General features: G+C 66.5%; 13 protein-coding genes, 1 tRNA gene and 1 pseudogene. 6 read left to right on the top strand and 9 right to left on the bottom strand.

Annotated elements, in window-relative coordinates:
* Window positions 1-453, top strand: a pseudogene (locus x551_RS12515) (hypothetical protein); the annotation flags it as partial.
* Window positions 444-1,199, top strand: a complete 756-nt coding sequence (locus x551_RS12510) for a hypothetical protein (RefSeq protein WP_036234697.1) — start codon at window positions 444-446, stop codon at window positions 1,197-1,199. The pseudogene x551_RS12515 and the gene x551_RS12510, both read left to right, overlap by 10 nt.
* 20 nt (window positions 1,200-1,219) lie before the next feature.
* On the opposite strand, the gene x551_RS12505 is transcribed toward x551_RS12510, so the two are convergent.
* The 5 genes from x551_RS12505 to lptF form a co-directional block, all read right to left on the bottom strand.
* Window positions 1,220-2,422: a pyridoxal phosphate-dependent aminotransferase gene (locus x551_RS12505; RefSeq protein WP_036234700.1), complete on the bottom strand. Its 1,203-nt coding sequence runs from the start codon at window positions 2,420-2,422 to the stop codon at window positions 1,220-1,222.
* Between the two features lie 11 nt (window positions 2,423-2,433).
* The gene (locus x551_RS12500) at window positions 2,434-3,387 is read right to left on the bottom strand and encodes a CysB family HTH-type transcriptional regulator (RefSeq protein ID WP_011829541.1); all 954 of its coding nucleotides are present in this window, start codon (window positions 3,385-3,387) and stop codon (window positions 2,434-2,436) included.
* A gap of 68 nt (window positions 3,388-3,455) precedes the next feature.
* Entirely contained in the window at window positions 3,456-3,839 is a 384-nt protein-coding gene (locus x551_RS12495; RefSeq protein ID WP_011829540.1) for a CbiX/SirB N-terminal domain-containing protein, read from the bottom strand.
* 11 nt (window positions 3,840-3,850) lie between these two features.
* Window positions 3,851-4,972 carry an LPS export ABC transporter permease LptG gene (gene lptG / locus x551_RS12490; protein ID WP_036234703.1) on the bottom strand — a complete coding sequence of 374 codons (1,122 nt, stop codon included), beginning with the start codon at window positions 4,970-4,972 and terminating at the stop codon, window positions 3,851-3,853.
* A gap of 9 nt (window positions 4,973-4,981) precedes the next feature.
* Window positions 4,982-6,073, bottom strand: coding sequence for an LPS export ABC transporter permease LptF (gene lptF, locus x551_RS12485; RefSeq protein WP_011829538.1), 1,092 nt, complete (start codon window positions 6,071-6,073; stop codon window positions 4,982-4,984).
* Between the two features lie 26 nt (window positions 6,074-6,099).
* On the opposite strand from lptF, the gene x551_RS12480 reads away from it, so the two are divergent.
* The 4 genes from x551_RS12480 (at window position 6,100) to x551_RS12465 (ending at window position 9,506) form a co-directional block, all read left to right on the top strand.
* A complete protein-coding gene (locus tag x551_RS12480) occupies window positions 6,100-7,554 on the top strand; it encodes a leucyl aminopeptidase (protein WP_036248757.1) in 1,455 nt (484 codons plus the stop codon).
* Between the two features lie 22 nt (window positions 7,555-7,576).
* Window positions 7,577-8,011 (top strand): DNA polymerase III subunit chi, encoded by a 435-nt coding sequence (locus tag x551_RS12475; protein ID WP_036234706.1) that lies wholly within the window; start codon window positions 7,577-7,579, stop codon window positions 8,009-8,011.
* A 192-nt stretch (window positions 8,012-8,203) separates the two neighbouring features.
* Window positions 8,204-9,331 carry a branched-chain amino acid ABC transporter substrate-binding protein gene (locus x551_RS12470; protein WP_011829535.1) on the top strand — a complete coding sequence of 376 codons (1,128 nt, stop codon included), beginning with the start codon at window positions 8,204-8,206 and terminating at the stop codon, window positions 9,329-9,331.
* A gap of 84 nt (window positions 9,332-9,415) precedes the next feature.
* Window positions 9,416-9,506, top strand: a tRNA-Ser gene (locus x551_RS12465).
* A 67-nt stretch (window positions 9,507-9,573) separates the two neighbouring features.
* On the opposite strand, the gene x551_RS12460 is transcribed toward x551_RS12465, so the two are convergent.
* From x551_RS12460 to x551_RS25840, 4 genes are all read right to left on the bottom strand, one after another.
* Window positions 9,574-10,353 carry a hypothetical protein gene (locus tag x551_RS12460; protein WP_036248756.1) on the bottom strand — a complete coding sequence of 260 codons (780 nt, stop codon included), beginning with the start codon at window positions 10,351-10,353 and terminating at the stop codon, window positions 9,574-9,576.
* 3 nt (window positions 10,354-10,356) lie between these two features.
* Entirely contained in the window at window positions 10,357-10,707 is a 351-nt protein-coding gene (locus x551_RS12455; RefSeq protein ID WP_152543504.1) for a hypothetical protein, read from the bottom strand.
* A gap of 217 nt (window positions 10,708-10,924) precedes the next feature.
* A complete protein-coding gene (locus x551_RS12450; protein ID WP_036248751.1) occupies window positions 10,925-11,974 on the bottom strand; it encodes a hypothetical protein in 1,050 nt (349 codons plus the stop codon).
* 32 nt (window positions 11,975-12,006) lie between these two features.
* A partial coding sequence (locus x551_RS25840) for a hypothetical protein (protein WP_036248748.1) occupies window positions 12,007-13,179 on the bottom strand: 1,173 nt, incomplete at its 5' end.

Raw genomic sequence — 13,179 nt, 5'->3', positions numbered from 1 at the left:
CAGGCGGCCAGCGCCGCCAGTGCGGCAGCCCTGGCCGAGGCCGCCCGGGTCAGAGTCGAGGAACTCGAGGCGGCGATGAACAAGCTGCGCCTCGAGACCGCAACCACCCAGCAGGCCATTGCCGGCCTGCAGGCGCGGTTGCAGCGCGCTGAAAGCGATCGCTACAGCAACCCATTGGTCTACGGTCTGGCGGCGGCCCTCGCGGTTCTGCTCGGCGTGGTGATCTGGCTCTGGCGGCAACGCAACCAGGAGCGCCAGTCGCACGCCTGGCTGGTGCAGGCGGCCACGCCGGCGGAAGCGCCGCGGAGCGGTGGCGTGGGAGCGCCGGCCGCAACGGCAGAGGCGGCCGCCTTCGCGCCGGTGCCGACGCTCAAGGCCTGGGTCAGCAAGCCAACGAGATTGACGGTTTCGACGACACGCTGGCCGCGACGCGGGCCGGCAGCATGTCGGTGACCGGCGCGCTGTCGGAGCCTGCTCCGCTGAATGCGGTGCGGCCGCTCAGCGCTGCGCAGAAGCGCGAGGTTTCGGTCGAGGAGCTGATCGACCTCGAGCAACAGGCCGAGTTCTTCATCGTCCTGGGTCAGGACGCTGCGGCGATCGATCTGCTGATGGGGCATCTGCGAAGCACGTCAGGTACCAGTCCGCTGCCCTATCTGAAGCTGCTGGAAATCTACAAGCGCCGCGGTGACCGTAGCGACTACGAACGGCTGCGCGAGCGCTTCAACAGCCGCTTCAATGCCTACGCCCCGGCCTGGGAGACCGACCTTCTGGGCGGACGCACGCTGGAAGACTACCCGGCCGTCATCGAGCAGCTCCAGGCGCTGTGGTCGACGCCGTCGCGAGCGATGGACGTGTTGCAGGTCAGCCTGCTGCGCCCCGACGATGGCAATGCCGATCCCGAGGGCAGCGACAGCTTCGACCTGCCGGCCTATCGCGAGCTGATGCTGCTGTATTCGGTCGCGCGCGATCGATCGGAGCTCGAGGCCGGCGGGGCCGTCGACCTGCTCCTGCCGATCGGCGCAGGCGAACCCACGGACGATGCGCCGGCCAGCGCGGTCTTCGAGCGTCTGCTGGCGACGACCTCGCTCGAGGCCCAGCCGGAGGTGCAGAAGCCGCTGGCGGTCGATCTGTCGCTCGAGGACCTCGAGCCCAAGCCGGCCGAAGGCGGCACAGGCCAGGACGGCGGTTCGCGCGGCTGAGTTGCGCGCCTGCGGGCGCCTCAGCCGGGAGATCGCGCGGACAGCGCCGTGCGCAGCCGCTGCAACGCGGCATCCAGCGTGCCTTCGCGCTTGGCAAAGCAGAAGCGCACGACCCGCTGTTCGAATCCGGCGTCGTAGAACGCCGACAGCGGAATCGCCGCGACGCCGGCCTCGGTGGTCAACCAGCGGCAGAACTCGGCTTCACTGCGCGCCCGATGCGCGGCCAGGCCGCCATAACCCACGCACTGGAAGTAGCTGCCTTCGCTGGGCAGCAGGTCGAGGCCGGTGTCCGCGAGCCCGGCGCGGAAGCGGTCGCGCTTGCGGGCATAAAAATCCGGCAGGTCCAGGTAGGGGCGAGGGTCGCCCAGGTAGGCGGCCAGCGCGTGCTGCACCGGCGTGTTGACGGTGAACACATTGAATTGATGCACCTTGCGGAACTCCGCCATCAGTTCGGCCGGGGCCGCGGCGTAGCCCACCTTCCAGCCGGTCACATGAAAGGTCTTTCCGAAGCTCGACACGATGACGGAGCGCGCGGCGAGCTCCGCATGGCGAGCCACGCTCTGGTGGGCCTGGCCGTCGAACACCATGTGCTCGTAGACCTCGTCGGCGATGACGATCACGTCGGTGGGCCGCAGCAGATCGGCCAGGCGCTGCATCTCGCCGGCGGTCCACACCGTGGCGCTCGGGTTGTGCGGCGTGTTGACGAGGATTGCGCGGGTGCGCGGCCCGAGCGCCGCGGCGATACGGTCGAAGTCCGGCCGGAAGCGGCCCGGCGTCAGCGGCACCCGCCGTACTCGGCCGCCGGCCAGTTCGATGTTCGGCGCATAGCTGTCGTAGCAGGGCTCGAGGACGATCACCTCGTCGCCCGGATGCACCAGCGCGAGGATCGCGGTCAGGATGGCCTGGGTCGCGCCAGCGGTGATGGTGATCTCGCTGCCGGGGTCGTAGCGGTGACCATAGAGCGCGGCGATCTTCGCGGCGACTGCTTCGCGCAACACCGGCACGCCGGCCATCGGCGGGTACTGGTTGTGGCCTGCCTGCATGGCCTGCGTCACGGCATCGACCAGGCGCGGGTCGCACTCGAAGTCCGGGAAGCCCTGGCCGAGGTTGACCGCGCCGTGCTCCTGGGCCAGCGCGGACATCACGGTGAAGATCGTCGTGCCCACCCGCGGCAGGCGGCTGGGCGGCACGGGCGTGCGGGCCAGGAGGTGGGCGCTGCTCATCGGTGCTGGCTTCACAGTTCGTAGCTTTCGGCGTCGCCCTGCAACGCGCGGGTGATCAGATCGCGGGTCAGCCGGTCAGACAGCAGCTCGGCAAAACCGTAGACGAAGTTGCGCAGGTAGGCTCCGCGCTTGAAAGCGAGTCGGGCGACGTTGTTGCCGAACAGCTGGCCGGCTGGACGCGTGACGAGATCGCCGCCCGGTGCACAGGCGGGATCGTCGCGCACCGCCATCTCGGCCACGATGCCCACACCCAGGCCGAGCCGGACGTAGGTCTTGATGACGTCGGAGTCGATCGCCTCCAGCACGACGTTCGGCTTGAGTCCGCGCGTGGCGAAGGCCTGGTCGACGCGGGTGCGGCCCGTGAAGGACGGGTGGTAGGAAATCAGCGGCTCCTGGGCCAGTTGCTCCAGGGTCAGCCGTTCGTGCGCCGCGAGTGGATGGTTCAGCGGCAGCACCACCACGTGCTGCCAGTCGTAGCAGGGCAGGGTGACCAGGGACTCGAAGTCGCTCAGCGACTCGGTCGCCAGCCCGACCTCGGCGGTCTCGTCGATCAGCATCTGCGCCACCTGCTCGGGTGTGCCCTGGTGCAGGCTGATTGCCACCTTGGGATGGCGCTTGCGCAGCGCAGCCACCGGGCCAGGCAGCACGTAGCGTGCCTGGGTGTGGGTGGTGGCGATCGACAAGGTGCCGGCATCCTGCTGGCTGTACTCCTCGCCGATGCGCTTGAGGTTGCCGACCTCGCGCATGATGATCTCGATGGCCGCGAGCACCTGCTGGCCTGGCTCGGTGATGCGCTTGAGCCGCTTGCCGTGGCGCGCGAAGATGTCGATGCCGAGCTCGCCCTCGAGCTCGAGGATGGCCTTGGAAATTCCGGGCTGGGACGTGTGAAGGGCCTTCGCGGTCTCGGTCAGGTTGAGATTGCGGCGCACGGCTTCCTGGACGAAACGAAACTGATGCAGGTTCATCGGGCGGTGCGCGCAGCTGCGCGAGGCGGGTGAAACGAAATTATCTCAGTGCCACCGGCGTGACGCTCTCAGCGGGCCTGCGGTTGCAGCAGCGCCCAGGCGGCATCGGCCATCGCGGCGACCACCGAGTCGATCTCTCCGATCGCGGGCGCGAGCTGCCAGCGCACCGCCGGCAGTTCGCCGCGCACGCTGTGCAGCAGTGCCGGCAAGTCCTTGCGCACATGCCCTCCTGCGCCCAGGAACAGCGGCAGTACGCTCACGGCCGAGCAGCCCTGCGCCGCCAAGGCATGGGCCGCGCCGCGCAGGTCCGGGCTCATGAACTCCAGGTAGGCCAGCGCGACCGGTGTATCCGGTGCGCGCTCCCGCAGCTGACGCGCCACCGCCTCGAAGGGCCGCGCCCACAAGGGGTCGCGGGCGCCGTGGGCGAACAGGAGGATGCCGTGCTGCTGCATGCGGTTCCCTCTCACCGGTAGCGCACGAGCCAGCTGAAGGCCGCCATCGACAGCAGCAGGTAGAAAGCGCCGGGTGCTGCGGCTGCGATCCAGGGCGTCCAATCGCGCAGCAACCCGAGGTGGGTCGACACGTTGTTCAGCAGCACGAAGCTGATGCCCAGCAGGATGCCGCCGAACACCTTGACGCTGACGCCTCCGGCGCGCGCGTGCAGGTAGGCGAACGGCAGGGCCAGGCCCACCATCACCAGGCAGGCCAGCGGGTACAGCGCCTTCTTCCAGAACTGGATCTCCTGGCGCTGCGCGGCCTGCTCGTTCTGGGACAGATGGCTCATGTAGCGGTAGAGATCGACGGTCGACATGCTCTTGAGCGGCGAGACGGCCGCACCGACCACCGAAGGCGTCAAGCGGGTCGGCCAACGCAGCTCGTCGCGCCGCTCGTCGACCGGCAGGCCGTCGCCGCTCGCCGCATGCCAGCGCGTGAGACGCACCTTTTTAAGGCGCCAGGCACCGTCTTCGACCACGGCATGCTCCGCGGCCACACGCGCCAGCAGCTGGCCATCCTCGCTGAACTCGTAGATGCGCACGTCGTCGAGCAGACCGTCGGGCCCGACGTTGCCGATGTTGATCGAATCGATGCGCTCTCCGGCGGGCAGCTCCCCCGGCGCGGCGGCGCGGCGGTCCTTCAGCCAGGCGCTGTTGTTGCCGCCGCCGGAGGCCGAGCCGCGCAGCGTGGAACGGAGCGTTTGCGCCTTGGCATCGAAATAGGGGCCGACGTAGTCGCCGACCACGAAGGTCAGCACCGCGAACGCCAGTCCGATCTTGGCGAGCAGCGACAGGGCCCGGCCCGGACCCAGCCCGCCGGTGCGCAGAATGGTGAACTCTGAAGACTGCGCCAGCCTGGCCATCGCGTAGATGGTGCCGATCAATACCGCGATCGGCAGCAGTTCGTACAGGCGCCCCGGCAGCTCCAACAGGCAGTACAGGGCCGCATGGTGCACGCGGTAGGCGCCACGGCCGATGTCGTCGAGCTCCTCCACGAAGTCGATGAAGAAGAACAGCGACAGGAAGGACACGGCGACGAAGGTCACCGCGCCCAGGACGTCGGCATACAGGAGACGGCGGACCGTGCGCATGGCGAGGCCTTAGGTGCTTGCGCGCCGGCGGCGCAGTCCGAACGAGGCGCCGCGTTCGCGCCACCAGAGCAAGGAAACAGCCAGCACGAAGCTGCCGCCGTGGATGAGCAGCAGCACGATGCCGATCTCGAGCTTGCCGCTGGCGACCCAGGCCTGACTGAGGTTCAGCAGGTTGAAATAGACGACGAAGGCGAGCAGCGCGAACAGCAGGTTCCAGCTGCCGGCACGCCGCGGGTTGCCGCCCGCCAGGCCGATGCCCAACAACACGAGATTGATGCCACCGACGGCCAGGCCGATGCGCCAGGCGAGCTCGCCGAAGTGCCGGTTGCTCGGCTGCGTGAGCAGATCCCAGGTGCTGCGCGCCTTCGGTGGCAGGTTGTCGGCGCCGCTGCTGACGGCTTCGCCGGCCAGCACGCGGTAGCTGTCGAACTGGGCGAGCTTGCGCTCGCCGGTGGCGAGGTTGATATCGTTGCGCTGGCCGCTTTCGAGCACGACGAAACGCTGGTCGCCGTCCATCTCGATGCGCCCGGTGCGGGCCGAGGTCACGCTCTCGCTGTCGGGCTTGCGCTCCAGGACGAACACGTTGCGCGCGATGTTGCCTTCGCCGGTGTCACGCTCGATGAAGAAGGTGCGCTTGCCGTCGGCCGAGCTCTGGAACTGCCCGGGCGCCACGCGCGCCACGTCTGAGCGCCGCTGGTAACGGTCTTTCAGCTCGGCGATCTGGCGGTTGCCCCAGGGCCAGACGAACAGCGCCAGCAGCGCCACCAGCAGCAGCAGCGGTGCGGTCAGCCGCAGCACCGGCGGCACGAAACGCAGCAGGCCCACACCGCTGGCGAACCAGATCACCATCTCGCTGTCGCGGTACATGCGCGTGAGCGTCGTCACCACCGCGATGAACAGCGACAGGCTGAGGATGGTGGGCAGGTTCTCGAGGGCCACGTAGCCGAGCAGCAGCGCGACATCCTGCGCGGCCACCGAACCACCCGCCGCCTGGCCGAGCGTGCGGATGAGGAACATCGTGATCACGATGGTCATGATCACGACCAGGGTCGCGCCAAAGCTCCTGGCGAGGTCTCGGCGCAGAGTGGAATCGAATAACATCAATTGGATTTCAAACGGATCGCATTATGGACTTTCGCATTCTCGCCACGTCGACCTCCAGCCTTTCGAAGGTCAGCGCCGATGCGCTCTTGATCGTGGTGGCCGGCGATCCGAAGCAGCAAGGCCTGGACGATCCCCTGGATCGCGTGCTGTCCGATGCGATCGCGGCCGGCGACCTGGCCTTCAAGGCCGGTCGCACGCTCTATCTGCACCGTCCGCTGGGCGTGAAGGCGGCGCGCGTGGTGTTCGCCGTGGCCGGCGATGCCGGGCCCAAGGCCTTCAAGGCCGCCGTGGCCGCGGGCTTGGGCCTGATCAAGCCGCTGGGTGTGAAGCACCTGGCGGTGGCCGCAAGCGGCGCCATCGAGGCCTCCCATGCCGAGGCCGCCGCGGCGGCAGCGTCCGACGCCACCTACAGCTACCGCCACACCAAGCCGAGCGCGAGCCCCGCGCCGGCGCTGCAGAAGATCACCCTGCTGGTCGACAAGGCGGAAGCCAAGGCGGCGCAGACCGGACTGTCGCGCGGCGCGGCGATCGCCCTTGGCGTGGCGCTGGCGCGCGAGTGCGCCAACCGGCCCGGCAACCACTGCACGCCGAGCTTCCTGGCGGCCGAGGCGCGCAAGCTCGCCAAGCTGCCGCGGATCAAGGTCGACGTGCTCGACCGCAAGGCCTGCGAGAAGCTCGGCATGGGCTCCTTCCTCGCCGTGGCGCAGGGCTCCGACGAGCCCCCGAAGTTCATCGTGCTGCGCTATGACGGCGCGTCGCGGAGCGATGCACCGGTGGTGCTGGTGGGCAAAGGCATCACCTTCGACACCGGCGGCATTTCCATCAAGCCGGCGGCCGAAATGGACGAGATGAAGTACGACATGGGTGGCGCCGCCAGCGTGCTCGGCAGCTTCCGCGCTGTCGCGGAACTTCAGCCGCAGGTCAATGTGGTGGGCCTCATCCCGAGCTGCGAGAACATGCCCAGCGGGCGCGCCATCAAGCCGGGCGACGTGGTGACCTCGATGTCGGGCCAGACGATCGAGGTGCTCAACACCGACGCCGAGGGGCGCCTGATCCTGTGTGACGCGCTGACCTACGCCGAGCGCTTCAAGCCGGCCGTGGTGATCGACATCGCCACGCTGACCGGCGCCTGCGTCATTGCGCTCGGTCATCACCGCAGCGGCCTGTTCAGCGCCGACGATGCGCTCGCCGATGCGCTGCTCGACGCCGGCAGCGCCGGCCTCGACCCGGCTTGGCGCATGCCGCTCGACGACGAGTACGAGGAAGCGCTGCGCAGCAACTTCGCCGACATGGGCAATGTCGGTGGCCGCGCCGGCGGGGCCATCACCGCGGCGATGTTCCTCAAGAAGTTCACAGCCAAGTACCGCTGGGCGCACCTCGACATCGCCGGCACGGCCTGGAAATCCGGCGCCGCCAAGGGAGCGACCGGCCGGCCGGTGCCGCTGCTCACGCACTTCGTGCTGTCGCGCACCCGTTGACGCCTGCGCGCGGGGAACCCGCTTGACGGAGATCAACTTCCACCACGGTGCAGCCGATCCGCTGGCGCACGCCTGCCGCCTGCTGACGAAGGCCTACCAGCGGGGCGCCCGGGTAGCCGTCACGGCGTCGTCGAGCGAGCGGCTCGCCCAGCTCGACGTGATGCTGTGGACTTACGATCCGCTGGCCTTCGTGCCCCATGCCCGGCTGCGCGAAGGAGCGGCTCCGGCCGAGCGCCTGGCGCCGACCCCGATCTGGCTGCTGGACCGGGCCGCCGACGCACCTCACCACGAGGTGCTGGTGAACCTGGGACCCGAGGTGCCAGCCGGTTTCGAGAGCTTCGAACGCTTGTTCGAGATCGTCGGCAAAGACGACGAGGAGCGGCGCGCAGGCCGCCAGCGCTGGCGCTACTTCGAGAGCCGCGGCTACGAGATCCGCCCGCACGAGGTGCGCGGCTGATCTCGGCGCCTGCAAAGCGGGTGGTCTGCGGCTTGCTACTGTTCCAGCTTCAGGTGCAGACCGCCAGCATCGGCGCCGACGGTGTTTTCCCGGGGCGTCTCCCGAGCGGTGTGCTGCCTGTTTTGGAGTATTGTCTCGGCCGTTGAGAACGACCCGTTTTCTTCAATCTTTCTTCCAACCCGGAGGTTCTTCATGCAACTCAAACTCAAAGCCATCGCCCTTGCAACGGCCCTGCTCGCGACCGGCGCCGTCTCGGCCCAGGAAGTGATCAAGATCGGCCACGTCGCCCCCATCTCCGGTGCCCAGGCCCACTACGGCAAGGACAACGAGAACGGCGCCCGGATGGCGATCGAGGAACTCAACACCCAGAACATCACGATCGGCGGCAAGAAGGTCAAGTTCGAACTGGTTGCGGAAGACGACGCTGCCGACCCGAAGCAGGGCACGGCCGCCGCCACCAAGCTGTGCGATGCCAAGGTCAACGGTGTGGTCGGTCACCTGAACTCCGGCACCACCATTCCCGCCTCGAAGATCTACAACGACTGCGGCATTCCGGAGATCACCCCGTCGGCCACGAACCCCAAGTACACGCAGCAGGGCTTCAAGACCGCTTTCCGCATCTTGGCCAACGACAACGCGCTCGGCGCCGGCCTGGCATTGCACGCCGCCAACAACCTGAAGCTCAAGAAGGTCGCGATCATCGATGACCGCACTGCCTACGGGCAGGGTGTGGCCGAGGTGTTCAAGAAGACTGCCCAGGCCAAGGGCATCCAGATCGTCGATGAGCAGTACACCACCGACAAGGCCACCGATTTCATGGCGATCCTGACCTCGATCAAGTCGAAGGGTCCGGATGGCGTGTTCTACGGCGGCATGGACCCGCAAGCCGGCCCGATGCTGCGCCAGATGGAGCAACTCGGCCTGTCGAACGTCAAGTTCTTCGGCGGCGACGGCGTGTGCACCGCCAAGCTCGCCGACCTGTCGGCCGGGGCCAAGACGCTGGGCAACGTGGTCTGCGCCGAAGGCGGCTCCTCGCTCGAGAAGATGCCCGGCGGTACCGCCTGGAAGGCCAAGTACGACGCGAAGTATCCCGGCCAGTTCCAGGTCTACTCGCCCTACGTCTACGACGCGGTGTTCGTGCTGGTCGACGCCATGAAGCGCGCCAACTCGGCCGACCCCAAGGTCTACGGCCCGAAGCTGTTCGAAACCAACTACACCGGCGTGACCGCGAAGGTGGCCTTCGAGAGCGATGGTGAACTGAAGAACCCGGCGATGACCCTGTACGTCTACAAGGACGGCAAGAAGGTCCCGCTGAACTGATGACGCCAGCGCGTCCGTGATGAAGAAGGCGCCTCGCGAGAGGCGCCTTTTTTGTTCCGGCGCATGGCTACAATCCGTCGCTCCGGAGAGATGGATGAGCGGTTTAAGTCGCACGCCTGGAAAGCGTGTGAGGGTTAACAGCCCTCCGCGGGTTCGAATCCCGCTCTCTCCGCCAGATAGCTAGGAAACACGGGCCTTCTCGGCCCGTTTTGCTTTCTACCCACGTTTTAGCCCATGGAAGGCTACGCGGTGGGCGGCTGGGGTAGGGGGGGGACCGCTTCCTGTGTTGCGGTATCAGGCCTTAGATGCCGGACCAGGGCTTGCTCTGCGGCGGCGGCCTGTTGCTTATGTTCCGCTCCTTCGGCATCACTTAGCTCAAGCACAGTACCTTTTGCTGGCAACACCATGAGCTGCACAGCGCCTCCTACGCCACCAGGATTCGTCTTGCACACGTGATCAATGGTCCAAACTGCAACCAACTTGCCTTCCGCGACAGTCGGCTGCACGCCTGACCAAATCAAACGCTTGAGAAACGCCAGGAACGGATCTGCGATCGGTTGACCAGAACCGAGAGAGACGAAGGGTAGATGTTCTGTGGAACGCTCTGGCGCGCCGTTGTAGTCGAACTGGAACAGGCAAGGTGTGCCCTTAACGTCCATCGCCACCATCGACTTACATAGTGATCCGTTGGCGTTACCTGCGACCTGCTGCACTGAGACGCCAGACTGCAAGAATGGCATCACCGTCTGGCTTATTGCCGTCCCGAGCTTGAGCATCATTTGCTCCGGCGACGACGTGTTTTTGAACTCACCTTGCTTCCAGCCCGACGAAAGGCGGTCAGCGATGATCTGCGCAATGCCGACGGCGCCCGTGGCCGCAAAAATCATCGTATCGGTGAGCTTGTAAACCTTGCGGGTCGTCTGCTGCCCAATCGTAGGCATCTGGCCCGTGCCGAAGGTTGCAGCACTGTCTGAGGCGATGACGACGCCGTCAGCGCAAAGAATCCCTACGAGGACAGTCAACGCCTAGCCCCTGAAGACGCTGTTCACCTTCATGTCCGGAAACTCTTTGTAGACAGCAGAGACCAACTGGTTGAACGACAACCCTTGCGTCCACTTCACTATCGATCGAGCGTACTCAACGACGGCTGGATCCAGTTTGTGCGCGATCTGATCCGCGAGGCGTCGACCGTCGGCGCTGATCTTGTAGTGCTTGTAAGACTGCCCTTGTGGCTTGTAGATTTCCAGCTGGCCGGATCGCGCAAGCACTTCCGCATCAGTGTAGATAGCGGAGTCGAAGGGGCCATAGTCATACGGCGTGAACGCGTAGATCTGCGTGACGCCCTTCTGCTGGGGGCTGAGCTTGCGATCAAGCAAGAACAGACATTTTTGTAGCTGCACCGGCTGTAAGGACCTGGGATGAGCTAAGTCAACCGCAAGGACCAACCATTCGGAAGGTGTCATAGCCGTCCTCATTGAGCATTCCACCTCGATCGTACGACCGCAAATGTAGTGCCTAACGCCCCATAAACGGCCGAACCACCCGGCTATTTTGTGAGTGACGTTACATCTCTCCAAGGCTGATCCTTCCTCACTACCGCCCCGTGACGAGCCCCTGCAGCGTGACGTCGTCTCGCTCGTCATCTGCAAGGTGCCCCAGCGGCCTGACGAGCGGCCCAGTCGGTAGCCCGGTGAGCACACCGACGGCGGTCAGCCCGTCGCGCACCGCAGCCTTCGGATTGCCCTCGCCCTCGATCGCCCGATAAATGCTCCTCGGGGCTCTCACGGTAGCCTCGATCGCGCTGTAGGTCGGACTCGCACCGATGCGATCATCAAAGCGCTCAGGCGTCCACTGTCCGATTGCAGCGTTCCCCGCCTGCCCAGCAACGGGAACCATCGCGAGGGCATAGCGCGCCTGCGACATGAAGAACGATTCGAGCAGCTTGCCGGCGAGTTCGTCCCCGTCATCGTCGTCCAGATCCCCGCGCATGCCCTTGGCGATCACGTCGGCCACGAAGGCGGGCACTGCGAAGCCCAGCAGGTAGACAAGAGCAAGCCGCGCCGGGCCGCTAGCGTTCTGCGCCTCCGTTGCCAGCAGGTTCCCCTGCGCATTGAAGTAGGACGCGAACTGCAGGAACAGCCGCGTGAAGGCACCGGCATGTTCGACCTTGGACGCATCCTCCGGCGCGAAGCTGCTCTGCGTCATCCGCACTGCGCTGTCGGCCTGGCGCACTGCATTGGATCCCTTCACGCCGTTGGCCTCCGCGTCCTTGTAGGCACCGATCCAGACCACGCGGTCGAGGAAGTTCTGCGCGGCCTGCTGAAGCACGTAGCCATACCTCGTGCCGAGCTGCTCGACCTTCTGGAGGGCGTTCGGGTTGGTGAGCATGTCCTCGATCGTGCGGTCGACATCGTGCGCGCTGTTGTCCGACCGATGGAGCATCCACTCCGACAGGCCATTGATCGCAGCGGCCGACTTCGCGGGGCTTCTCAGGTACTCCATGAGGCCCGCGGCCAGGTAGCGGGGCGGCACCCTCAATGCAGCGACGCTCAGACCGGTGAACTGCTGCAAGGTGTTCACGACGTTCGCCGACATCAGCAGCAGGCCGGTGCGATTGCGCACCCGGTTGGCGATGCGAGCCACTGCCCGGTCCGCCTGAGTCTCCGGCGCCTTGTTCAGCGTCTGAGTGGCCGTGCGCTTGAGCAGGGCACCAGCATGCTTTCCACCGCAGTGGGATCCACAGCATCCATGGCCGAGCGGAAGGTCCGATTGCGCGTCACCAGGCGAGCGGCGTCCCGAAGCACAGGCCCCAGCGTGGCGAAGCGCGCCACCTTGTCGATGTGCGCCGGCAGCATCCGCAGGTCCAGGGCCAGCGGCTTGGTGTAGTTCTGGATCCGGCCCTTCGTGAAGCCGCGCGTCACGGCCGGGAACATCGGGCTGTTCTGGCCTGCCAGCAGGTCGTCCATGGCGCCGTGAGTTCGTGCTTCGGGCACCAAGAGACTGTCGGTGATCGCAGGGACGTAGCCGCCCGCGAGTTCACCGAACGGGGTTTGCACCGGCTCCGCGGTGATCTCGGCGAAGTAGTGCCCGAACATGCGCTTGTGCGCCGCCTGGGCCGAAGGCTTGATCTCCTCCAGCAGGTTCCACGTCGCCTGCACGAAGTCCCAATCCGCCTTCGTGATGCGCTTCTCGGCGTGCATGCGCTTGAGGAAGCCGTCCCAGCGCGTGGTGTCCAGGGAACCGTCGGGGCGCTCGCTGGCCCACTGGTAGCCCAGCAGCAGCTTGCGGAGGTTGCTCTCGTTGCCGGTGTGCAGCAGCGCATGGAGCAGCGCCGAGCGGTCGGCGAACACCATGCCGTCAGCGAGTTCAGGTGCGGCGATCTTCCCGGGCTTGAGCGTGGGCTCGATCGTCTTCAGCAGCACCAGGAAGCGATTCACGTAGTCATTGCGCTGGGTGCGGTAGCGCGTCACTGCTTCACTGACCGGCTGCCAGACGTAGGTGCGGAACGGGCCGGTGTTGCCACCATCCCGGGCATCGGCCCAGAACTCCACGCGCCGCAGGGCCGCCCGCATGCCTGCCAGGCGCATGCGCAGGTCGAGCTGGGTGTTCGTGCCGACCATGCGCTCGCGCTTCGCCTGGGGCTCTCCAGAGAGACGTTCCGCCAGGGCTTCGGCCGCACCGTTGATCTCGACCATCTGGCCGTCGATCTCGATCATGCGAGTCGAGCGCGCCAGCGACCACACGGCATCGACCCGGTCACGCACCGACCGGAAGTCGGCGACGGTCAAGTCCCGGTAGTTCACCGATGCCGGGAGGCCTTCCATCAACACCTGCAGGTCGGCGTGCAG

It is taken from the genome of Methylibium sp. T29 (genome assembly GCF_000576205.1).
GTDB lineage: Bacteria > Pseudomonadota > Gammaproteobacteria > Burkholderiales > Burkholderiaceae_C > Methylibium > Methylibium petroleiphilum.
The sequence above is the reverse complement of the archived record's forward strand: the minus strand, read 5'-3'. Positions and strand labels throughout refer to the sequence as shown.